We start from the raw sequence: 21,515 nt of genomic DNA on the forward strand, positions 1-21,515 counted from the left end.
TTCCGGGCGGGCGTCAGTCGTGCAGGGGCTGGTTGATGCTCTCGCCGGTCAGGAGCCGCCAGCGCCGGCAGAACACGGCCCATTCCGCCTCCTCGCGGCTGGTGAACACCGGCCCGTCCTCGACGACGATCGGATCGGCCCGGTCGGGCGGCATGTTGGCGAGCACCCATTCGGCGAAGGGCTTGCGGCACACCAGGATGACCTGGTTGCCGGTCGGGTCGACCCGCATGATCGAGAGCAGCCGCGTCAGACCGGGGCTATGGGCCCCGATCGGGCATTTGCGGAATTCCTCGACGTAGCGACGGTCCTCGTCCGGGTCGATCCTGTAGACCATCTGCCCCTGTCCTCCGCCCGCTCCGCTCCGTCACCAGCAGGTGTAGCCGCCGTCGACCAGCAGGATGGTGCCGGTGACGTAGCTTGCCGCATCGCTCGCCAGGAACAGCACGGCATGGGCGATCTCGGACGGCTCGGCGAAGCGGCGCATCGGCGTCATCTCCTCCCAGACCTCGACCCATTCGCGCTTGCTGAGGCCGAGCTTGGTCATCTCGGTCAAGGTGTAGCCCGGCGCCACCGCGTTGACGCGGATATTGCGCGGCGCCAGCTCGACGGCGAGCGACTTCACCATCTGGTGCACCGCCGCCTTGCTGGCGTTGTAGTGGGACTGGGGCTGCGGCTTGTCGACCGTGAAGCCGGAATTGGAGCCGATGGCGACGATGCTGCCGCCGCCCTGCGCCACCATGTGGCGGGCGAAGGCCTGGGCGGCGAAGAACTGGGCGTTGACGTTGACGTCCATCACGTCGCGCCATTCCTGCGGCGGGATGTCGAGGGCGTCGGTGTTGGGATTGATGCCGACGCAGTTCACCAGGATGTGGATGCGCCCGAACTCGGCCTGGATGGCCTCGACCGCCGCGGTGGCGGCCGCCGGCTCCCGCAGGTCGGCGTGGTGGAAGGCGGCCCGCTGGCCGAGCCGGCGCAGGCGCTCGGCCGAGGCCTGGCCGGTCTCGGCGTTCATGTCGATCAGCGCGATATCGGCGCCGGCGCCGGCGAAGAGCTCGGCGACGGCATAGCCGATGCCGCGGGCGCCGCCGGTGACCGCGGCGGTCTTGCCGGCCAGGCTGAAGCGGGCGAGAGCGTCCATGACAGTCTCCTTATCGGGCGTCGGCCTCGGCCCGCGCCGGCCGGCCGATGAGCTCGAGCACCTTCTCGATGTGGTCGATGGCAAAGCCGGCGCCGTCGATGGCGCGGCCGTCCTGGGAATAGCCGGCGACGGCGAGGCCGGCGGCTCGGGCGGCACGGGCGCCGGTGATGCTGTCCTCGACCGCCAGCACCGAGGCGGGATCGAGGCCGAGCCGCTCGGCGCCGCGGCGATAGGGTTCGGGGTCGGGCTTGCCGTTGGCGACATCGTCGAGGCTGATCGAGAACAGGATGTCGCCGCCGATGCCGAGCGCGGTCAGGTTGGCGTCGACCACGCGCCGGCTCGAATTGGAGACGCAGATCTGCGGCAGGCCGAGCGCCGCGATCCGCCGCACCGTCGCCAGCACGCCCGGCAGGGGCTCCAGCCTGGGGGCATGAGCGACGTAGTGGTCCTCGATGGCGGCCAGCCATTCGCCGGAGCCGCTCAGGGCCGGCAGGCGCGACCGCAGCACGGTCCAGATGTCGGGCAGGTGCACGCCGCGGAACGCCTCGATCGAGAGGTCCGAGAAATCGACGCCCCAGCGCCGGCCGGAAGCCAGCAGCGCCTCGTGATGCAGCGGCTCGCTGTCGACGAGCGTGCCGTCGATGTCCCAGGCGATGGCGCGGATGGTCATGGCGTGTCTCCGGGCCGGCATCCCGCCAGCCTCGCATAGGTGTCGCGGAAGCGGTGATAGCCTTCGGCGTAGACCGCGGCGTTGGCCGGATCGGGCTGCAGCACCTCGCCGTGTTCGACAAAGCGTCCGATGCCCGACCAGTCGTCGGTGAGGCCGGTGCCGATCGCCGCGGTCCAGGCGGCGCCGAGGCAGGAGCCCGGATGGCCTTTGAGACGCTGCACCGGCTCCTGCAGCACGTCGGCGACGATCTGCATCCAGACCCGGCTGGAAGCCCCGCCGTCGGAAGCCATGTAGCTCGACAGGCGGTGGCCCATGGCGCCGAACACCTCGACATGATGGGCGATGGCATAGGCATAGGCCTCCAGCAGCGCCCGCCAGACATGGCCGATGCCGTGGTTGAGGCTCAGTCCGGTGATGGCGCCGCGGGCGAAGGGGTCGTGGATCGGCGTCTTCTCGCCAAGGAAATAGGGCACGATGGCGACGCCGCCGGCCCCGGCCGGCACGACCCCGGCCAGACGGTCGAGATGCTGGTGCAGCGTCAGCCCGGCGGCTTCTGCCGCGGCGCGCTCGCCGCCGCAGAAGGTGTGCGCCAGCCAGTTGAGGCCCGAGCCGCCGGTCGACATGCAGCCGTTCGGCACGTAGAGGCCGGGAACCAGGTGGTAGTCGAGGAACATGCGCGGGTCGGGCACGGCCTTGTCGGTGGCGATCAGCACGTCGACCGAGCCGCCGAACTTGAGCAGCACGTCGCCGGATCGGCTGAGGCCGGCGGCCAGGGCCGAGGCGATCAGGTCGGCGGCGCCGCCGACGACCGGCAGTCCCTCCGGCAGGCCGGTCTCGGCCGCGGCGGCGGCAGTGACGCGGCCGATGATCTCGTGCGACAGGGCCTTGGGCGGGATCGCCTGCCTCGGCAGGTGGGTGTGACGCACGAGGTCGTCGGAGAGCTCGTGGCGGGCGAGGTCGACGAAGCCTGCCTCCAGCGCCCAGTTCTGCTCGATGCGCCGGGCGCCGCAGAGGCGCCAGTTGATATAGTCATAGGAACCGAACACGGTGGCGATGCGGCCGAACACCTGCGGTTCGTGTCGCTCCAGCCAGCGCAGCTTGCTCGCCACCAGTTGCTGGTTGATGCCGTTGCCGGCGGTACGAACGAAGGCGGCTTCGTCGATCTCGCGGCGCAGTTCCTCGACCTCGGCGGCGCAGCGCCCGTCGCTCTGCTGGATGCTCGGGCGCAGCAACTGCCCCTCGGCGTCGAGCAGCACCACCGCAGGCAGCATGCCGGTGACGCCGATGCCGGCGATGTCGGCGGCATCAATGCCCGCGTCGGCTATGAGCTGGCGGGTAATGGCACACAGGTTCCGCCACCAGTCCCGCGGATCTTCCTCCGCCCAGCCGGGCTGGCGCGAGGTCAGCGTCACCGGGCGGGAGGCGAGGCCCAGCACCTTGTCCGGCATTTCCACCAGGATGCCGATGGTCGAGGTGGTGCCGATGTCGATGCCGAGAACGCAAGCCATGGGTGACGCAGGTCCGGATCCGTCGGGATGGGGGATGTGAGGGGGCCGTTCGCTCAGGTCGTGCCGGCCGCGGGGGCCACCCGGACCGCGACGCCTGCGTTCGCCAGGGCGGCGCCCAGGTCGGCCGGTGGAGCGACATCGCAGATCAAGAGCTCGAGGCCGGCGAAATCCGATATGCGCACCAGCGACATGCGCTGGAACTTCGAGCTGTCGCAGAGCAGGATCTTGCGCGAGGAGCGGCGGAGATAGACGCGCTTGAGCTCGCTGTCTTCCAGCGAATAGTCGAACATGCCCTCGGCCGAAACGCCGGAGACGCCGATGAAGGCGATGTCGAACCAGTAGCGCTCGAACTGCTCGACCGCGGCCGGGCCGCAGACCGACAATTCATCGCCGCGCACCTGGCCGCCGGGCACATGCACCTCGCGGCCGGCTTCGCCCAGGAGCGTCGCAGTGCGCAGGCTCGAGGTGAAGAACTTGAGGCCGTTGCGCTCTGCCAGCCGCTGCGCCAGGAGGTGGGTGGTGGTGCCGACGTCGAGCGCGATGGTCAGCCGGGCATCGATCAGTTCGGCCGCCGCCTCGGCGATGCGGCGCTTGGCGTCCTGGTTGCGGCGCAGCCGCGCTTCGAAGGCCGGTTCCTCGCGGTCGATCGGCGGCAGGAGGCTTGATGCTTCCGCCAGGACCGCGCCGCCGCGGGTGCGCACCAGGATGCCGTCGCGTTCGAGCTCCACCAGGTCGCGCCGGATCGTCATCTCGGAGACGCCGAGCTCGGCGGAGATGTCGACGACCAGGAAGAAGCCGCGCCGGCGCGCGGCCTCGACGAGATGGGCATGGCGAACCTGCGCCGGCATGCGGCGTTGTTCTGCGTGCGGAACGGGCGGGACGCTGTCCATGATGTCGGTTCCCCAGCCGGTTTGAATGCCGAACATTGCCACATGGCCCCGATGAATTGGAGGGGATCGTAGTGGCGGGACCGAACAACGTCAAACAGTAAGCTGCGCTGAAAAGTTCCAAAAAGTTGGAATATGTTCGGTCGGCAATTGGAGAATCATGCTGCCGGACGCTGCGGAGGCACCGGTCCTATGCCTCCGCCGCAGCCACCTCCCGGCGCAGCACGCTGCGCAGCTCGTCGATCGGCTTCAGCGCCGCACCGTCGGAAAAATGCCAGAACGTCCAGCCGTTGCAAGCCGGCAGGCCCTGCACCAGCGCGCCGATCTTGTGGATCGAGCCGACGATGTCGCCGAGCATCAGCGAGCCGTCGGCCCGCACCTTGACGGCGTGGCGGCCGCGATGGTCGGTGAGGACGGCGCCGGGCGTCAGCAGGGCCCGTTCCACCACGGTTGCGAAGGCGATGCGCGGCTCGGAACGCTTCTCGGCCGGCATCAGCAGGGCAGCGTCGGCCACCGGCTCGGCTGCCGCGATGCGGGCTCGCGCGGCTGCGATGTAGCCGCGGTCACGCTCGATGCCGATGAAGCGGCGGCCGAGCTTCCGGGCCACGGCGCCGGTGGTGCCTGTGCCGAAGAACGGGTCGAGCACCACGTCGCCCGGCTTCGTCGCCGACATCAGCACCCGGGCCAGCAGGGCCTCCGGCTTCTGGGTCGGATGCGCCTTGCGCCCGTCCTCGTCCTTGAGGCGCTCGCCGCCGGTGCACAGCGGGAACAGCCAGTCCGAGCGGACCTGCACGTCCTCGTTGCCGGCCTTCAGCGCCTCGTAGTTGAAGGTATAGCGCGAGGCCTGCTCGCGCGCCGCCCAGATCAGCGTCTCGTGGGCATTGGTGAAGCGCTTGCCGCGGAAATTCGGCATCGGGTTGGTCTTGCGCCAGACCACGTCGTTGAGGATCCAGTATCCCAGATCCTGCAGCGTCGCGCCGACGCGGAAGATGTTGTGGTAGGAGCCGATCACCCACAGAGTCGCATCCGGCTTCATGACGCGGCGTGCGGCCTTCAGCCAGTCGCGGGTGAAGGCGTCGTAGGCGGCGAAGGATTCGAACTTGTCCCAGTCGTCGTCCACGGCATCGACCATCGACTGGTCGGGGCGCTGCAGGTCGCCGCCGAGCTGGAGATTGTAGGGCGGGTCGGCGAAGATCATGTCGATGCTCTGCGCCGGCAGCCGGTTCAGGGCGTCGATGCAATCGCCTTCGATGATGCTGTCGAGCGGCAGCGTTGCGGCGCCGGCGGTCTGCGTCGCGACGGAGCGCAGCATCGGCTTCACGGTGGTCCGGGGGCTCATCCGGGGCGCGGCCGCAGCCCCGGTACGCGAGTTACTCATGTCTGTTACTCGTACGCTACGCCACTCACTTGCGGATTAACCATAACCGGGCTTGGTAAAGGCCGGGTTGCCGGCAAAGAAAAAGCGGCGTGCCGGTTCGGGACAGCGGGACGAGAAGGAGAACACAGCCGTCCGCCCGGCCGCATCCGCGTTCAGCGCCGATAGGCCTTCAGCAGGCCGAAGGAGAAGCGGTGATGCCGGCAGGGGCCGTGCGCCACGATCGCGGCGCGATGCTCGGCGGTGCCGTAGCCCATGTGCCTGTCGAAGCCATAGGCCGGAAACTCGGCGGCGAGGCGGGTCATCAGCCGGTCGCGCGTCACCTTGGCGATGATAGAGGCGGCCGAGATCGCCGCCACCAGGGCATCGCCGCCGACGATGGCCCGGCCGGGGCAGGGCAGGCCGGGCGGCACGTCGCGGCCGTCGATCTCGGCCGAAGCCGGCCGCACGGACAAGCCGCACACCGCCCGCCGCATGGCGTCCAGCGTCGCGGCGCGAATGTTCATCCGGTCGATGGCCGCCGGTCCGGCCAGCGCCAGCGAGACAGCGAGTGCATCGCGCATGATCTCGTCGTAGAGCCGTTCGCGCACGGCCGGAGCGAGTTCCTTGGAATCGGCGAGCCCGGCGGGGATGCGGCCGGGATCGAGGATCACCGCCGCCGCCGCGACGGGCCCCGCCAGCGGCCCGCGGCCGGCCTCGTCGACGCCGGCCACCGCCTCGATCGCTCGGGCCGTCTCGTAGGCTTCGTTCCGCATCGGGTCACCATGATTCCTTTGTGTCGTGGACACGTCCGACAGATGCGCTAGTTTCCTAAAACTGTCTCGAAATTTTGAGTGCCCGTCTGCGGCGCATCGCGCCGGAAGGATCCGGAGAGCCGATACCCGCCGCGGCGGACAGGCGCTGACGGTTGGGGAGACCGGCCGGCAGCCTCGGGCCGAACCGAGAGATCGCGGCGGCGCTCGACGACGAGAGGGAGAGAACAATGGATGCGACAGGTACCGAAGATCCGGCCGGCACCGCCCCCAGGGCCGCGCCCCAGCCCTCGGCGCCGGAATGGTCGGCCGGCAACGCCCTTGAGGGGCTGCCCGGCCTGCGCGACACCATCTTCGACAAGCTGGTGAGCAGCGAGAACGACGTGATCGGCCTTCTCGCCTATTCGCTGTCCATGCAGACCAAGCGCGAATGGCTCGCCGCCTTCCATGCCGAGGCGGGGCGGGAGCCGACGGCCAGCGAGATGATGGCCTACGACATCGGCGAGCGGATCGAGCGCCGGCTGGCGACCTACCGCAAGCTGGCCGAGCATGCGCTTTCGGGCAATTCCTTCTGGGCCTCGACGGCGATGACGCCGGTCAGCGAGTTTTCCGGTGCGTCCGTCCCCGACTCTCCTCCGCCGCCAGCGCCTCACCCGGAGCCGAAGCGCCATCGCTTCGGTTCCGGCAATGCGCTGGTGCTGGCCTGCGGCGTGTTCGCGCTGCTCGTCGCCGCCGCCTTCGCCGCCCGCCACTATATCGGAGTGTGAACGGCATATCGGCGCGTGATCGGCCCCAGCCGCCGCCGGGCTACAGGAGTTCGAGCTGCTCGCCGATCCTCGCCGGCCGCTGGAACAGGTCCGTCCGCAGCTTCAGCCGGACGGCGTTCAGCCCGAGCCGTGCCGCCGCCAGCTCGAACCGCCGTCCCACCGTCCAGGCATAGGGGCCGGTGCCGGTCATCCGCTGGCCGAAACGCGAATCATAGTCCTTGCCGCCGCGAGTCGATCGCACCAGCGAGAACACGTGCGAAAGCGCGTTCGGCCGATGCTCGGCCAGCCACTCCTTGAACAGGTCGCGGATTTCCAGCGGCAGGCGCAGCATGACGTAGCCCGCCTCGCGGGCGCCCGCTTCATGGGCTGCCTCCAGGATGCGCTCGATCTCCATGTCGTTGATCGCCGGGATGATCGGGGCGACCAGCACGGTGGCGGGAACGCCCGCCTCGCTGAGCTGGCGCACCGCCTCCAGCCGCTTGCGCGGCGTCGCTGCCCGCGGCTCGAGAGCCCTGGCGAGCTTGGCGTCGAGCGTCGTCACCGACAGCGCCACCTTGACCAGGCCGCGCGCGGCCATGCGCGAGAGGATGTCGATGTCGCGGGTCACCAGCGCCGACTTGGTGACGATGCCGACGGGATGACCGGTGCGTTCCAGAACCTCCAGGATCGAGCGCGTGATCCGCCGCTCGCGCTCGATCGGCTGGTAGGGGTCGGTGTTGGTGCCCATGGCGATGGTCTTGGGCTCGTAGCCCTTGGCCCCGAGCTCCTGTTCCAGCAGCGCGGCGGCGTTCGGCTTGGCGAACAGCTTCGATTCGAAGTCCAGCCCCGGCGACAGGCCCATATAGGCATGGGTGGGACGGGCGAAGCAGTAGATGCAGCCATGCTCGCAGCCGCGATAGGGATTGATCGAGCGGTCGAAGGAAATGTCCGGCGAGTCGTTGGTGGTGATGATCCTGCGCGCCTTCTCCTCCGTCACCTCGGTCCTGAAGGAGGGCAGGGTCTCGATCGAGCCCCAGCCATCGTCCTCGGCCAGGCGGGCGAAGGGTTCGTAGCGTCCGCTCAGGTTCGAGACGGCGCCGCGGCCGCGCCGCCGGTCGATGTCGACGATCATCGAGGCGCCGTCGCGCCGGACCTGGACGGGCTCCTCGGGTCGCCGTGCTACTCCTGCCGCCATGACGGCCTCCTGCCGCTCGTTGCTGATTCGTTGCCTGACGAGCAGGATCAGAACATAATGAGAACAAAAGAACAAGGATAGAACATCGGCCGCCGGATTGCGAGGAACGGCCCGGGAGGGCGGCGGTAGGTCCAGGCAAAATCCTGTGCTAAGACAGAGGGATGATCAGTGTGGTGGTCGCGACCCGCAACGACGAGGAAGCTCTGGCGATGACGCTGTCGGCCCTGGTGCCGGCGGCGGCGGAAGGCTTCGTGCGCGAGGTCGTCGTCGCCGACGACGGCTCGACCGACGGCACGCGCCTGGTTGCCGACGCGCTCGGCTGCACGGTGGTCGAAGGCGGGCGCGAGCAGGGCCTGCGGCAGGTCCGCTCCGAATGGGTGCTGGTGCTCCGGCCGGGCGTGCGGCTGGAGGCGGACTGGTTCCTGGAGGCGGCGTTGTTCATCGAACGGGCGCGACGCGCCGGACCCGGGCGGCGGGCGGCCTCCTTCCGCCCCGCCGTCGATGGCTTCGGCTGGCGCGCCCGGCTCAGCGAGATCCGGGCGGCGATCGCCGCCCGTTTCCAGGCCTCCGGCAGCGTGCTGGCGCGCCGCGACGCCCTTGCCGCCGGCAGCCGGCTGCAGATGTCGTGGCTGCGCTCCCGGGCCTTTGTCGGACGTTAACCTTTGGTTAACCATCCTCATTCACCGTTTGTTGACGGTTGAAGCATGTCTGGTGAGCAACATGGCTGAAAACGTCGACGGAACCGAGAATGCGACGCTGGCGCGCCTGGCCCACGACCCCGCGCCGGGGTGCCGCCTTCAGGCCCTCCACCTCGCCCTTCGCATCCGGTGCAAGGCTGATCCCGCCCGCAGGGCCGAGATCATGGCCGTGGTGCTCGACGTGGTCGGTGGCCTCGACTATTTCGCCCGCTTCGAATTCGCCGAGCAGTTGGTGGATGGCGGGGAGGCCGTGCCGCGCTGCGTCGCGATCGCCCTCGGCGACGGCGAGCCGGCCATTGCCGACATGCTCGGCGAGGTCGGGATCGTCGAGGAGGACGAGGCGCCGCAGCGGGAGACCCCCGCCTGGTACGGGGCCCCGCGCCGGGCCGAGCCTCCCGCAGTCGCGGTCGCGCCGCCGCGCCTTGCTCCGGCGCCAGATGCGCCCGAGCGGATCGAGGCATTGCGCCAGCTGGTCCGCGCCGATCTCGAGCGGCGGCTGCAATCACAGATCGTCGTGCATGCGCCGAGCCCCGTGCCCGCGCCAGCCGAGGCCGCCGAAGCCGCGGCTGCGGCGGCCTCGGACATCGGGCGGGACGCCGTAGCGGGGCCGTCGGCCGCAGGCGACGAGCCGCAGAAGACCTCGGCCCGGCCCGCGCCGCGGCTGCAGATCGTGCCCCCCGCGCCGCCGCCGGCGTCCGGGCACGACCTCATCGATCTGGCGCTGGAGGGCTCGACCGACCAATTGGTCCAGCGCCTTTCCCTTCGCAGCGGCCGGCCTCAGGCCGATGTCGCCGCCTGCCTGGCCGAGCCGAATGCCGAGGCGCTCGGCGCCCTCGTCAAGGACGCGGGCTGCGGCCCGGCGCTGCTGGTCTCGCTGGTGGCGACGCTGCTCGGCCGGAACGGCTTCTCGGACGAGAACGTCGCGGCGATGCGCGCCTGGGAAGCGGCGGAGCCGCGGCGGCCGCGGCTCAGAGCTGCGTCGCGTTGAAGGTGTCGCAGGAACGGATCTGCCCGCTCTTCAGGCCGGCGACGAACCAGCGCTGGCGCTGGGCGGCCGAGCCATGGGTGAAGCTGTCGGGCACGACATAGCCCTGCGCCTTCTTCTGCAGCATGTCGTCGCCGATGGCCTGCGCCGTCTGCAGCGCGCCCTTCACGTCGGCCTCGTCGATGAACCTGTACTGCTGCTGGGTGCGGTTGGCCCAGACGCCGGCCAGGCAGTCGGCCTGCAGCTCGGTCATCACCGACAGGCGGTTGCTCTGCGTGTCGTCGACGCGCTGGCGCATCTGCTGCACCTTCGGGAGCACGCCGAGCAGGTTCTGCACGTGATGGCCGATCTCATGCGCGATCACATAGGCCTGCGCGAAGGAGCAGGCGCCTTCGCCGACCGGGCAGGCATTGAAGCGGCTGCGCATCTCGTCGAAGAACGCGGTGTCGAGGTAGACTTGGCGGTCGTTCGGGCAATAGAACGGCCCCATGGCCGACTGCGCGGTGCCGCAGGCCGAATTCGTCACGCCGTCGAACAGCACCAGCTTCGGCGGGGTGTAGGCCATGCCGATGTTCTGCTCCTTGAACAGGGCGGTCCAGGTATCCTCGGTCGAAGCCAGGATCTGCCGGACGAACTTGCCGGAAGCCTGTTCCTCGGGCGTCAATTGGCGCTGCTGCGTCTGGGAACCGCCGCCGCCCCCGCCGGAGATCGTCTCATAGCCGCCGATCAGCGTCGCCGGGTTGATGCCGGTGAAGTAGGATATGACCAGCACGACGACCAGACCGCCCAGGCCGATGCTGCCCTTGCCCATGGGCAGGCCGCCGCCGCTGCCGCGACGATCGTCGACGTTGTCGGATTGCCGGAAATCGTCGAGACGCATGTCTGTCTCCCTGGTTCAATCCTGCCTTGTAGCAGTCCTTTGCAACGGCGTGAATTCGGTGAATTCACGCGGAGGCCGGCGGACTCTCCCCGAGGGCGGTGGCGAGGGAGCGAAAATCGCGCCAGGCCAGGCGCTTCTGCACCGGCTGGCGCAGGAGATAGGCCGGATGCAGCGTCGCCATCGTCCGCACGCTGCGGCCGCCGACGTCATAGGACAGCCACCGCCCGCGCAGCTTGAGGATGCCCTCGCCGGTGGCGAGCAGGGTCTCGGCGCTGCGCGCGCCCAGGCAGATCAGGATGTCCGGGTTCACCAGCTCGATCTGCCGGTGCAGGAACGGCCGGCAGATCGTGATTTCCTGCGGTGTCGGATCGCGGTTGCCGGGTGGGCGCCAGGGGACGATGTTGGCGATATAGGCCCTGCTGCGGTCGAGGCCGATGGCGGCGAGCATCCGGTCGAGCAGCTGGCCGGAGCGGCCGACGAAAGGCTTGCCCTGCATGTCCTCGTCGCGGCCCGGCGCTTCGCCGACGAACATGACTCGGGCGTCCGGCGCGCCGTCGGCGAAGACGAGGCGCGTCGCGGTCGCCTTGAGGGCGCAGCCTTCGAAGCTTTCCAGCGTCGCCCGAAGCTCCTCCAGGGTCCGGGCCGCCTGGGCCTGCTCCCGCGCCGTCAGCTCCACCGCATCGGGCGCGGTCGTCAGGAGGGCCGGCGCCGGCGCGGCGGTGCGCGCGCGGGCAGGCAGGGGGACCGGAGCCGGCGCCGCCGGCATGGCCGTCGGCGCGGCCACGGCGGCCGCCGCGCTTTCGGCGAAGCGGTCGACCGGCTCCTCCGCCACAGCCATGTCCACGCCCATCTCGGCATACCAGCGCAGCAGGGCTTCGGCCTGATCGGCAAGGGCAGGGGGCACGTCCATCAGGCAGATGTAATACGCTTTCGCCGCGGAGATAAGGGTCTGTCGACGGCGTTAACCGCCTCTCAAGGTTAATCCTTCATCAATGGCGTTCAGTCCGCCGGCTCCTTCAAGGCCGCTTCCTTTGTAGGCGTTGCGTCATGGTTGCGTCGCGTTGGTCCGCTGTTTGTGCGCTTGTGGCTCCGACCCTGGTGGTCGGCGGCATCCTGGGATGGCAACACTGGAAGGGCGCGCCGCCGGCTCCGCCGGCCCTTGCGGCCCGGCCGCTTGCGCCGGCCCGGCCCGCCGATCCGCCGACGCCGCGCCAGACCCTGCTCTCCGCCGGCTCCACCCGCATCATCCGGGCCGGCGTGTTCCAGATGCCGTCGCTGACCCTGGCTGATCTCGCCGCAGGGCCGCTGGCCACGCCGCAGCGAGCGGCGCGGGACCTGCCTCCGGCTGCAGCCCCGGCCGGTCCGGAGCCCGACCTCGTCCACAAGGCCTCGCTCGAAGTCATGCCCGAAGGCGGCTTCGACGCCGGAATCCCGCCCGTGGAAGCGGAGATTCCCGGAGACCCCATCCGCGAGGGCGTCAAGACAGGCGCCGACGGCTGGCCGTCGGTCGACCGGTCCGCCAAGGGCGATCAGCGCGTGCAGGGTCTGAGGCCCAGCGTCACCGGCGGGCCCGGCGACGAGGACCTCGTCAGCCTCATGCCGGTCGACCCGCTGATGCCGGACGAGGGGGCTCCGCCGCTCGCCCGCCTGTCGCGGCAGATGGACCCGCTCGCCCTCGGCGCGCCGGTCGGCGCCTTCCACAAGACGCGCATCGACGCCGGGCTTGCCGCCATCATGGCCGAGCGTCTTCGCCTGCCGGTGCCGGAAGCCGATGGCGACGACGGCTCCGTCCCGCTCGATCACAGCCTGGCGCCGACCGGCGGCACCTCGCCGGCCGCCAGCCGCCCCGACCTCGCCAGCCTCGACAGCCGCACCACCGGCTCGGACGGGCAGATGCCCGTCGAGCTGACCGCGCTGCCCGCCGACGCCGTCATCACCATGGCGGCCGTGCATCCGACCGTCGAGAACGAGAAGCCGATGCCGGCGGTCGGGCCCGACGAAGGCCTCACCACGGCGCAGAAGAACCGCCTGATCGCCGGCCTGCCCGGGCTCGACGACGGCATGGCCCGCCCGCTCACCCTGCCGCCCGTCGCCTACACCAGGGCGCAGATCTGCATGGCGACGGCGATCTACTTCGAGGCGCGCAGCGAGAGCGAGCGGGGCCAGATCGCCGTGGCGCAGGTGATCGTCAACCGGGTGCGCTCGCCCTTCTACCCCAAGAACGTCTGCGACGTGGTCTATCAGGGCGCCAGCGAGCGGCGCTGGGGCGGCTGCCAGTTCTCCTTCGCCTGCGACCGCATTCCCGATCGCGTCACCGAGGAGGGGCCGTGGAAGAATGCGCTGTCCCTGGCCCAGAAGGTGATGGATGCCGAGCTCTGGCTGCCCGAGGTCGGCAACGCCACCCATTATCACGCCACCTATGTCCATCCGCGCTGGGTGCGCGACATGCGCGAGATGAACCGCATCGGCCGGCACATCTTCTACCGCGTGAAATGGTGGGGCTGAAGCGCGCCGGCGCGTCGCCCGCGCCGGTTACCGCGGGCACAGCCTGTGGCATCACTGCCTTTTTCCGGCTTGCCGGCCGCGTTATAGGCGGGTGACGGCCCTCCGGGGCGACCCGGAGCGGGGGCTGCAATGGACGACATCACCTGGATCCTCCTCGGCGCGCTCGTGGTGCTCGGCTTGCCGATCCTGGCGATTTCCGCCTTCGTCATGGCGCTTGGCCTGCGGACGCGCGTGAGCCAGCTCGAGGCGCGGCTCGGCGCGTTGCAGGAGGTATTGGCGGAACGCCCGCCATCCGCCCCGGTCGCCGCGGCCGAAGCGTTGCCGGGGCCGGAGGCGCCGGCGGAACCGGAGCCCGCGGCCGAGGAGCAGGTCCCGGCGGCCGCGCCGGAGGCACCGGCCGAGCCTGCGGAGCCGATACCTGCGGAGGCGGAACCCGCCGAGGCGGAGCCCAATGCCCACCCGCCGCGGCCGGCCCGGCCCCCGGTCAGCCTGGAGGAACGGCTCGGCGCCCGCTGGGCGGTCTGGGTCGGCGGCCTGGCGCTGGCGCTCGGCGGCGTGTTCCTGGTGCGCTATTCGATCGACGAAGGCCTGCTCGGCCCGGGCGTGCGCGTGGCCCTCGGCCTGGTCTTCGCGCTCGGCCTGGTCGCGGCAGGCGAATGGCTGCGGCGGCGCGGGCCCGTGCCGGAGGAGGCCGGCCGAAACGCCTATGTTCCCGGTGTGCTGACAGCCGCCGGCGCCGCGGCGCTGTTCGCCACCGTCTATGCCGCCCACGCGCTCTACGACTTCATCGGCCCGGCCGCGGCCTTTGTCGCGCTCGGCCTGGTCGCCCTGCTCGCCATGGCCGCGGCGCTGCTGCACGGGCCCTGGCTCGCCGGCCTCGGCCTGGTCGGCGCCTATGCGACGCCGCTCCTGGTCGACTCGCATTCGACAGACCGCTGGCCGTTGGTGCTCTATCTCGCCGTGGTCACCGCCGCCGCCTTCGCCCTGGCGCGGCTGCGGCTCTGGCGCTGGCTCGCCCTCACCGCCACCTTCGCGGCCCTGGCCTGGGGCTTCGTCCTGTTCGGCGAGCCGATCTTCGCCTTCGGCCGGGTGCCGGACCTGACGCCGGCCCTCACCCATGTGCTGGCGCTGGCCGCGCTGGTGCTTGCGGTGCTGGTGGTCGAGCCGCATATCGGCCGTGCCGGCTTCGGCGGCTTCGATGCCGTCGCGCTGGTCGCCCTGGCCGGCGTCGCCGCCCTGGCGCTGGCCGGGGTCTATGTCGCGGAGTTCTCCAGCCTCGGCCTCGCCGTGGCGTGGATCGTCGCCGCCGGCCTGCTGGCCGCGGCGCTGGCCTTCGAGGCGGTCGCGCCGGCGGCAGGGGTGGCTGCGCTGCTTGCGCTCGGCGTGGTCCTGTCCTGGCCGGTGGCCGCCGAGATCGCCGCCGAGCCGATCACGGTCGTGCCGGAACGGCTGGTCTCGCCCCCCCTGGTGCCGCAGGCGCTGTCCTTCTATCTCACCATGGCGGGTCTGTCGGGGCTGGCCCTGTTCGCCGGCACGACCGGGGTGCTGCTGCGCCGCGCCATGGTCGTCCCGCCCGCCGTCGCCCTGGCCTTGGCCGGCACGGCCGGGCCGCTGCTGCTTCTCGCCTGCGCCTATGTGCGGGCGACCAGCTTTTCCCAGAGCATTCCCTACGGCCTGGTGGCGCTCGCCGCCGCGGCGATCCTCGCCGCCTCCACCGACCGCCTGCTCCGGTCCGCGGCGACGCATGACGCGCCGGGCCAGGGCGCGGCCGCCGCAGTGCACGCGGCCGGCACTTGCGCTGCCCTGGCCCTGGCGCTGACCATGACGCTGGAAGGCTCGCCGCTGACCCTGGCCTTCGCGCTGGCCAGCCTGGGCGCCGCCTGGGTCTCGGGTCAGCGCCCCTTGGCCGCCCTGCGCTGGAGCGCGGCAGCGTTGGCGCTGCTGGTGCTGACCCGCATGGGTGGAGCCTGGACGGTGATCGGCGAGGCCTTGACGACCTTTCCCGGCTGGGGCGACATCGCCTTGCGTTATGCCGTCCCGTGCCTGGCGGTCGGCCTGGCCGGCCGCCTGCTGCGCCGCCAGGCGGCGGATCTGCCCGCCGCCATCCTCGATGGCGGTGCCATCGTGCTCGGCACGGCGGCGGCGGCCCTCGCCATCCGGCTATGGGTGACGGGCCCGCAGGATGCGCTGACCGCCGAGGTCGGCCTGGCTGAGGCCGGTCTCTACGTCGCGCTGGCCTTCGGCGTGGCGATCGGCTTCGCCCGCGGCGCGCTGACCACCACCAGCGTCGTCCATCGCCTCGCCGCGCCGCTGTCGACGTTCGCCGCCGTGGCGCTCGCCGTGCTCGATCCGATCCTCGGCCTCAATCCGGCGGTGACGGGCGTCCCGGTCGCCGGCGGCCCGGTGGTCAACGTCCTGCTGCTCGGCTACGCCTTTCCGGCGGTGCTGGCCTTCGTCGCCGCCCGGACATGGCAGCGCATCCGCGTACGCGGCGAAGGTCCTGCAGTGCCCTTGGCCGGAGCCCTGGCCCAGGCCGCGGCGGCGACCGGGCTGGTGCTGGCCTTTCTCTACGTGACGCTGGAAACCCATGTGCTGGTCAGCGGTCCCCTCGTCGATCTCCTGTCCATGTCCGATGCGCAGTCCTATGCCTATTCCGCTGTCTGGCTGGTGTTCGGCATCGCGCTGCTGGCGGCCGGCCTGGCGTTCGGCTCGAAGGGCGCGCGCCTCGCCTCGGCGCTGGTCATCCTGCTGACGGTGGCCAAGGTCTTCATCCTCGACCTGAGCGGGCTCGAGGGCGTCTGGCGGGCCCTGTCCTTCATGGGCCTCGGCGCGGTGCTGATCGGCATCGGGCTGGTCTATCAGCGGCTGCTGTTCGGCGCCTCGCCGAGGGGCGGCAAGGCTGCGGCGGCGCGCGCCGGACCGGAGGACGGAGGGAAATGATACCTGGAACGGGAAACGCCCGAGCGGGTTTGCGTGTATGAGGCGCAGGCTGCCGTCCGGGCGGGGCGCTTCCGCGTGAAAGGAGACATCCATGAGCAGGTTCGTGCTGCTGATCGTCGTGGTCTACGTCATCGGCATCTGCGTCGAACTGGCGCCCGTCGCCAGGGCTTCATGGGACAGCGTGCCGGCCTCCGAGCTCGCGGCCAACCTCGTCGACCACCTGCCGGCGGCCGCCGTCTGGCCGATGCGCGTCATCCATAGCCTCACCGGCAAGACGAAGGAGGGCGCGGAGCCCTGAGCTGCCTCAGAGTCCGTTGTTCCAGAAGCTCCACACAGGTCTTTCGCAGATTGCGATTGAGACCATTTTGGTCCCGTGCTATGAGGATCATTGCCCGACGCACTTTGCGGGAATTCGTCGAAAGCCTTTCGGGGCAAAAGGACCAGCCGGCCGTCAAAGCTGCGCTCGATGCCTGGTTCGACGAAGTGAGCAAGACGGATTGGGCGAGCACGGCAGATGTGAAGCGGCTCTATGCGACGGCCAGCATCGTCAGCCCCGAGCGGATCGTCTTCAACATCAAAGGGAATGATTATCGCCTCGTCGTGTCGGTGGACTTTGAGAAGGGTATCGTCTGGATCACGTGGATCGGCACGCACAGGGCTTACGACAAGATCGACGTGAAGGAGGTCAGGCATGGCGAATGACCTGAAGCCGATCCGCACGGAAGCGGATTACGAGGAAGCGCTGGCCGAGGTTGAGCGGCTCTGGGGGGCCAGGAGCGGCACGCAGGATGGCGACCGTCTCGACGTGCTGGCGACGCTGATCGACGTTTACGAGGCGAAGCACCATCCGATCGACCCGCCAGATCCGGTGGAGGCGATCCGCTTTCGCATGGAGCAGCAGGGGCTCACCCGCAGGGACCTGGAGCCGATGATCGGGCCGCGCAACCGGGTGGCGGACGTGCTGAATCGCAAGCGCAGCCTGTCCATCGAGATGATCCGGCAACTGCACGACCGGCTTGGCATCTCGGCCGACGTACTGATCCGGCCGAGCCGCCTCGACAAGGTCGCTTGAGGCTCGGCGTCCGATCGCTTCCTGTGTTCGAGGGCGCCCCCGTCTGTCCCGCAGGGCTATCGCATATGAGTAAAGAGCTCGATGAGGAAATCTTTGCTCCACAGGGCTCGGCGCATTTTGTGGGCCATGGGCTTTTGCAGCGGATGAGCCCGCAAGATGTTTTGCGCGAGCCTGCGGATCACGGCCAAGTTCTCGGGGCCGTGATTCTTTCGGGTACGGGCTTCGTCCTCGCGAAAGATCACGTCGAGGGTCCAGTGGAGATGATTCTCGATGCTCCAATGCGCGCGGATGGTCTCGGCGAGCTGGGGTGGGGTCAGGATTTTCGACAGCGCGACGTAGCGGGTGTCCGCCTGCGTCTTGCCGGAGGCGAGGGTGCGCTCGGCCTGGATGCGTCCGATCGCCTTCAGGCCCGGGAAGCGGACCGGCTTGGGCAGAAGGTGCGCCCGCAGCACGTCGACCCGCCGGCGCTCCCGACGGCCATGGCCCTCCTCGTTGCGCTCGCTGAACGGCAAGGTCTCGCGCCGTGGGTGGCAAAGCCGGCCTGGGCGGCGGCATAGAGCGGCCCATGGTTGCTCTTCAGCCCGAGCGCATAATGCGCCTTGGTCGCCAGCACCGCCTCGGCCATGGCGGGATGGCAATGCAGCGCATCCGCCGTCACCACGCTGCCCTTCAGGGGCAGGCTCTTGAGCAGGCCCAGGGTCGCGGCCACCTCGTTGCCGCCGGGCGCCCGGGCCTGGGCGATCGTCGCGCGCGTCTCGACATCCCACACGCTCACCAGCAGCGGCGGCAGGCAGGAGCGGCCGGCTTCGTAGCCGCGCCGCAGCGCCTTGCCGTCCACCGCGATCACCCGCCCCGGCGCCAGCCCCAGGGCGCGCCGCAGCCCTGCCATGAAGGCATCGAACGCCTTGGCCAGCTCGACCGGGTCGAGCAGGCGAAACAGCCGCGAGAACGTGTCGTGCGAGGCCACCCCATGCTCCAGCACCAGCCAGTCGCGCAGGTGCTCCTCATGGGCCTCGGCAAACTCGGCAAACTCGACGCAGGTCTTCGCGCCACACAGCGTGGCAATCAGCGCCGCGTCCAGGCGCCTGTCTGTGGAATTACGGTGCCAGTTTACCCAATTCCGGCTCCAGGATTGCGTAAATTCCCCCCTCGTAACTCATGGTAATGCCTCCCAAGGGTTGATGACGTTGAGGCCGGCGGCGCGAAAAGGGCCGGTGTCGCGTGTCGCCACCATGAGGCTGTGCGCGGCGGCCGTGGCCGCAATGTAGCCGTCTGCCTGGGCGATGGCTTTTCCCGCCGCCTTTGCTCGCGCCATCAAGTCGGCATAGGTCTTGGCCGTGTCCAGGTCGAAAGCCAGCACACGGCCCGCAAAGGTGGGCAAAACCTCCTGCTCCAGCCGTTCCTGGTAGATCGTGCGCCGCTTGCCCACGGGCATTGTCGCAAGGCCGTAGCGCAGTTCGGCCACGGTGACGGCAGACAGGTAGAGCGTTTCGACGGCCTGGGCGTCAACCCAGGCAAGCACGTTGGGATTTGGCTCGATCTTCCACAGCTCGGAAATGATGTTGGTATCCAGGACGATCATTCAAACCTCAGTGGTTCGGCCGGCGTCTTGTCGCGGATGCGGTCGAAACATGCCGCCTCCTCATCGGTCAGGCCACCCACCTCGCGGGCGATGGAGGCCAGCAGCGAGCCGAGCCTGACGCGCTCGGGCGGTCGGGCGGCGGCTTCCAAAATGTCGCGGATTTCCGCCTCGGTGCTGCGGCCATGATGGGCGGCCCGCACGCGAAGCGCGCGGTGCACGGCATCAGGCAGATTCCTTACGGTTACGGTTGCCATGTCGTCCAATCCAGTCATTCGCCATCAATGATGTCGTTTTAATTCCCATGCCATCATTGCGCAATGTCTGGAAAACGGTCATGTGATGAACAGCGGAGAAAGGGGCGAAAACGCTCCCTTTTTGCCCGGCGTGTTCAAGAGTCCGTTTCGAAGCTGGCGGTCAGACCTCGTAGGCGAAGGGCGTGCCCTCATAGCAATCGGCGCCGCGCCCGATCGCGGCGATGGCGGCGATCATGCGCCCGTCCCGGCCCAGCCTGGCGTCGGCCAGCGCCACGATGCGCGGGTTGGGCGTGGCGGTGGGAGAGGCGCGGCGCAGCGCCAGCGCCGCCTCCACCTCGTCCCGTCCGGGATCGAGGGCGCAGGCGGCGACGTAGGCGGCCGCCGTCGAGCGGCTCACCCCGGCCCAGCAATGCACCACCAGCGGCGCCCGCCGGTCCCAGGCGCCGACGAAGGCGAGCAGCCGGTCGACATGCGCCTCGCCCGGAGCGACGTGCCCTTCCAGCGGTTCGGCGATGTCGTTCATGCCGAGGACCAGATGATTGTCGGGGCTGATCGCGGCCGGCCGCTGCACCGGCGTGGCGGCATTGATCAGCGTCACCACATGGCGCGCCCCGGTCTCGGCGATGACGGCCTCCAGCCGGGCGAGGGGACAGACATGGATGCGCATCGGTCCGCTCCCCTATGCGGTCAGCTCGGCGAATCGGCCGAGGAAGGCGGCCTGGGCGTCGGCGGCGGCGAGCGGCGTCAGCCGGCCGGCTTCGATCGATCGCGGCAGCGGGCGCGGGTCGCCGAAGAAGCGCCGCGCCTCGTCCAGCGCGAAGCCGGCAAGCTCGGTCGCCTCCAGGAAGGCGGCGATGCGGTCGGCCTTCTTGGCCAGGGCCCGGGCGGCCGCCGGCGCCTGGGCCGGCAGGCCGAAGCGCAGGTGGATCGCCCCCAGGAGCCGGGCCTCGACGCTCTTGTAGCTTTCGCCGATCACCGCCTTGAACGGCGAGATCATGTCGCCGATCACATATTCCGGCGCATCGTGCAGCAGCACGACCAGCCGCGTCGCCGGGCTGGCGCCGGGCTCGAGCGCGTCGGCGATGTCGGCGACCAGCACCGAATGCTGCGCCACCGAGAAGATCGCCGGCCCGCGCGTCTGGCCGTTCCAGCGCGCCACGCGGGCGAGGCCGTGGGCGATGTCCTCGATCTCGATGTCGAGCGGCGAGGGGTCGAGCAGGTCCAGCCGGCGGCCCGACAGCATGCGCTGCCAGGCTCGCTGCGGTTGCGGCCTCCGCGCCATCAGCCGGGATGCCCCGTGCGGCCGAGCTCGGCGCAATCCTCGTAACGGTAGCAGCCGACCAGGTGGTCGTTGACCATGCCGACCGCCTGCATGAAGGCGTAGACGATGGTCGGGCCGCAGAAGCGGAAGCCTCGCGCCTTCAGGTCCTTGGCGATCGCCTGCGACAGCGGCGTCTCGGCCGGGACCTCGCCCGTGCTGCGCCAGCTGTTCTGCAGCGGTCGCCCGTCCAGGAAGCCCCAGAGGTAGCGCGAGAAGCCTTGTCTTTCCTCGATGTCGAGGAAGACGCGGGCGCTCTCGACCGTGCCGAGGATCTTGGAGCGGTTGCGGACGATGCCCGGGTCCTGCATCAGCGCCTCGATCTTGTCCGGCCCGAATCGCACGATGCGCTCGGCCTCGAAGTTCTCGAACACCGCCCGGAAACGCTCGCGCTTGCGCAGGATGGTGATCCAGGAGAGGCCGGCCTGGAATCCGTCGAGGATCAGCTTCTCGAACAGGGCGCGGCTGCCATAGTCGGGCACGCCCCAGTCGGTGTCGTGGTAGGCGACGTAGAGCGGATCGGTGCCGGGCCAGGGGCAGCGCATCTTGCCGTCGGCATGGAGGATGGGTGTGCGGTCCATGCGCCGTTGGTAGAGGGGAAGCGGGGCAAGATCAAACCCCGGCGCGGTCCCGGCCGGGAAATTTGACCGGGGCCGGCGCAGGGCCGCTTCAGGCTCGGATCCGCAGCACGATCTTGCCCTGGGGGACGGGGCGGCGGCCTCCCGGCATCTCATGCGCCTCGTGCGCGGCAGCCAGGGGCGGCACAGCCCCGACGGCGGTCCTCAGCTCGCCCGCCGCGATCATGGCGGCGACGCGCTCGAGGCGCTGCGCGGTCACCTGGACCAGGAAGAAGCGGGCCTGCACCTCACCGCCGACGAGGTCGATCGCCGCAGCCACGACGCCGGCCTCGTCCTCGAAGCACTCGGTCAGGCCTTCTTCCGGCGGCGGCCGTCGCGCGGCCTTCGCCGAACAAGGCGGCACGGCGGAGGGCCGCCGATTGCCCGGGGATC

General features: G+C 70.1%; 26 protein-coding genes. 8 read left to right on the forward strand and 18 right to left on the reverse strand.

Translation table 11 applies throughout. The annotated features are described in order from the left end of the window. Positions 1 to 13: 13 nt before the first annotated feature. The 7 genes from AC27L4_RS03275 to AC27L4_RS03305 form a co-directional block, all read right to left on the reverse strand. Positions 14 to 334, reverse strand: a complete 321-nt coding sequence (locus tag AC27L4_RS03275) for a N,N-dimethylformamidase alpha subunit family protein (protein WP_487140518.1) — start codon at positions 332 to 334, stop codon at positions 14 to 16. 30 nt (positions 335 to 364) lie between these two features. Further along, complete coding sequence (locus tag AC27L4_RS03280) at positions 365 to 1,138, reverse strand: SDR family NAD(P)-dependent oxidoreductase (RefSeq protein ID WP_487140519.1); 774 nt, start codon at positions 1,136 to 1,138, stop codon at positions 365 to 367. A 10-nt stretch (positions 1,139 to 1,148) separates the two neighbouring features. Further along, complete coding sequence (locus AC27L4_RS03285; protein WP_487140520.1) at positions 1,149 to 1,808, reverse strand: HAD family hydrolase; 660 nt, start codon at positions 1,806 to 1,808, stop codon at positions 1,149 to 1,151. Continuing rightward, a complete protein-coding gene (locus AC27L4_RS03290) occupies positions 1,805 to 3,316 on the reverse strand; it encodes an FGGY-family carbohydrate kinase (protein WP_487140521.1) in 1,512 nt (503 codons plus the stop codon). The genes AC27L4_RS03285 and AC27L4_RS03290 overlap by 4 nt, the downstream gene beginning before the upstream one ends. Positions 3,317 to 3,369: 53 nt before the next feature. After that, a complete protein-coding gene (locus AC27L4_RS03295; RefSeq protein ID WP_487140522.1) occupies positions 3,370 to 4,206 on the reverse strand; it encodes a DeoR/GlpR family DNA-binding transcription regulator in 837 nt (278 codons plus the stop codon). Positions 4,207 to 4,393: 187 nt separating this feature from the next. Next, positions 4,394 to 5,515, reverse strand: a complete 1,122-nt coding sequence (locus AC27L4_RS03300; protein ID WP_487140960.1) for a DNA methyltransferase — start codon at positions 5,513 to 5,515, stop codon at positions 4,394 to 4,396. 218 nt (positions 5,516 to 5,733) lie between these two features. Beyond that, a complete protein-coding gene (locus AC27L4_RS03305) occupies positions 5,734 to 6,333 on the reverse strand; it encodes a ribonuclease HII (RefSeq protein WP_487140523.1) in 600 nt (199 codons plus the stop codon). Between the two features lie 227 nt (positions 6,334 to 6,560). On the opposite strand from AC27L4_RS03305, the gene AC27L4_RS03310 reads away from it, so the two are divergent. After that, positions 6,561 to 7,097 (forward strand): hypothetical protein, encoded by a 537-nt coding sequence (locus AC27L4_RS03310; RefSeq protein WP_487140524.1) that lies wholly within the window; start codon positions 6,561 to 6,563, stop codon positions 7,095 to 7,097. A 40-nt stretch (positions 7,098 to 7,137) separates the two neighbouring features. Here AC27L4_RS03310 and AC27L4_RS03315 read toward each other — a convergent pair whose 3' ends face one another. Then, positions 7,138 to 8,208, reverse strand: coding sequence for a PA0069 family radical SAM protein (locus AC27L4_RS03315; RefSeq protein ID WP_487140961.1), 1,071 nt, complete (start codon positions 8,206 to 8,208; stop codon positions 7,138 to 7,140). 224 nt (positions 8,209 to 8,432) lie between these two features. Between AC27L4_RS03315 and AC27L4_RS03320 the strand changes: the two genes are divergently transcribed. Together AC27L4_RS03320 and AC27L4_RS03325 are read left to right on the forward strand one after the other, a co-directional pair. Continuing rightward, the gene (locus tag AC27L4_RS03320; protein WP_487140525.1) at positions 8,433 to 8,930 is read left to right on the forward strand and encodes a glycosyltransferase; all 498 of its coding nucleotides are present in this window, start codon (positions 8,433 to 8,435) and stop codon (positions 8,928 to 8,930) included. After that, positions 8,917 to 9,957: a hypothetical protein gene (locus tag AC27L4_RS03325; protein ID WP_487140526.1), complete on the forward strand. Its 1,041-nt coding sequence runs from the start codon at positions 8,917 to 8,919 to the stop codon at positions 9,955 to 9,957. The genes AC27L4_RS03320 and AC27L4_RS03325 overlap by 14 nt, the downstream gene beginning before the upstream one ends. On the opposite strand, the gene ypfJ is transcribed toward AC27L4_RS03325, so the two are convergent. Beyond that, complete coding sequence (gene ypfJ / locus AC27L4_RS03330; RefSeq protein WP_487140527.1) at positions 9,938 to 10,834, reverse strand: KPN_02809 family neutral zinc metallopeptidase; 897 nt, start codon at positions 10,832 to 10,834, stop codon at positions 9,938 to 9,940. The genes AC27L4_RS03325 and ypfJ overlap by 20 nt on opposite strands. 64 nt (positions 10,835 to 10,898) lie before the next feature. Further along, positions 10,899 to 11,744, reverse strand: coding sequence for a uracil-DNA glycosylase (locus tag AC27L4_RS03335; RefSeq protein WP_487140528.1), 846 nt, complete (start codon positions 11,742 to 11,744; stop codon positions 10,899 to 10,901). Between the two features lie 173 nt (positions 11,745 to 11,917). On the opposite strand from AC27L4_RS03335, the gene AC27L4_RS03340 reads away from it, so the two are divergent. From AC27L4_RS03340 to AC27L4_RS03360, 5 genes are all read left to right on the forward strand, one after another. Continuing rightward, on the forward strand, positions 11,918 to 13,339 hold the full coding sequence (locus tag AC27L4_RS03340; protein ID WP_487140529.1) for a cell wall hydrolase: 1,422 nt from the start codon (positions 11,918 to 11,920) through the stop codon (positions 13,337 to 13,339). Positions 13,340 to 13,468: 129 nt separating this feature from the next. Beyond that, on the forward strand, positions 13,469 to 16,279 hold the full coding sequence (locus tag AC27L4_RS03345) for a DUF2339 domain-containing protein (RefSeq protein ID WP_487140530.1): 2,811 nt from the start codon (positions 13,469 to 13,471) through the stop codon (positions 16,277 to 16,279). Positions 16,280 to 16,370: 91 nt separating this feature from the next. Beyond that, positions 16,371 to 16,577, forward strand: a complete 207-nt coding sequence (locus AC27L4_RS03350; RefSeq protein ID WP_487140531.1) for a hypothetical protein — start codon at positions 16,371 to 16,373, stop codon at positions 16,575 to 16,577. A gap of 80 nt (positions 16,578 to 16,657) precedes the next feature. Continuing rightward, entirely contained in the window at positions 16,658 to 16,981 is a 324-nt protein-coding gene (locus AC27L4_RS03355; RefSeq protein ID WP_487140532.1) for a type II toxin-antitoxin system HigB family toxin, read from the forward strand. Beyond that, on the forward strand, positions 16,971 to 17,351 hold the full coding sequence (locus AC27L4_RS03360; protein WP_487140533.1) for a helix-turn-helix domain-containing protein: 381 nt from the start codon (positions 16,971 to 16,973) through the stop codon (positions 17,349 to 17,351). Before AC27L4_RS03355 ends, AC27L4_RS03360 begins: the two co-directional genes overlap by 11 nt. Positions 17,352 to 17,407: 56 nt before the next feature. Here the strand turns inward: AC27L4_RS03360 and AC27L4_RS03365 are convergent, their stop codons facing one another. The 8 genes from AC27L4_RS03365 to AC27L4_RS03400 form a co-directional block, all read right to left on the reverse strand. Continuing rightward, positions 17,408 to 17,803 carry an ISAs1 family transposase gene (locus AC27L4_RS03365; RefSeq protein WP_487140534.1) on the reverse strand — a complete coding sequence of 132 codons (396 nt, stop codon included), beginning with the start codon at positions 17,801 to 17,803 and terminating at the stop codon, positions 17,408 to 17,410. Beyond that, on the reverse strand, positions 17,755 to 18,432 hold the full coding sequence (locus tag AC27L4_RS03370) for an ISAs1 family transposase (RefSeq protein ID WP_487140963.1): 678 nt from the start codon (positions 18,430 to 18,432) through the stop codon (positions 17,755 to 17,757). Before AC27L4_RS03370 ends, AC27L4_RS03365 begins: the two co-directional genes overlap by 49 nt. 75 nt (positions 18,433 to 18,507) lie before the next feature. Next, entirely contained in the window at positions 18,508 to 18,933 is a 426-nt protein-coding gene (locus AC27L4_RS03375) for a PIN domain-containing protein (RefSeq protein WP_487140535.1), read from the reverse strand. Continuing rightward, positions 18,930 to 19,187, reverse strand: coding sequence for a FitA-like ribbon-helix-helix domain-containing protein (locus tag AC27L4_RS03380; RefSeq protein WP_487140536.1), 258 nt, complete (start codon positions 19,185 to 19,187; stop codon positions 18,930 to 18,932). Before AC27L4_RS03380 ends, AC27L4_RS03375 begins: the two co-directional genes overlap by 4 nt. Positions 19,188 to 19,347: 160 nt before the next feature. Next, positions 19,348 to 19,854 carry a tyrosine phosphatase family protein gene (locus AC27L4_RS03385; RefSeq protein ID WP_487140537.1) on the reverse strand — a complete coding sequence of 169 codons (507 nt, stop codon included), beginning with the start codon at positions 19,852 to 19,854 and terminating at the stop codon, positions 19,348 to 19,350. 12 nt (positions 19,855 to 19,866) lie between these two features. Further along, positions 19,867 to 20,469 carry a hydrolase gene (locus AC27L4_RS03390; RefSeq protein WP_487140538.1) on the reverse strand — a complete coding sequence of 201 codons (603 nt, stop codon included), beginning with the start codon at positions 20,467 to 20,469 and terminating at the stop codon, positions 19,867 to 19,869. Next, positions 20,469 to 21,086, reverse strand: a complete 618-nt coding sequence (locus AC27L4_RS03395; protein ID WP_487140539.1) for a DNA-3-methyladenine glycosylase I — start codon at positions 21,084 to 21,086, stop codon at positions 20,469 to 20,471. The genes AC27L4_RS03390 and AC27L4_RS03395 overlap by 1 nt, the downstream gene beginning before the upstream one ends. Positions 21,087 to 21,174: 88 nt before the next feature. Continuing rightward, a complete protein-coding gene (locus AC27L4_RS03400; protein WP_487140540.1) occupies positions 21,175 to 21,486 on the reverse strand; it encodes a zinc-binding dehydrogenase in 312 nt (103 codons plus the stop codon). Positions 21,487 to 21,515 lie beyond the last annotated feature (29 nt).

The sequence above is a fragment of the Labrys sp. Lb11 genome (assembly GCF_057554225.1).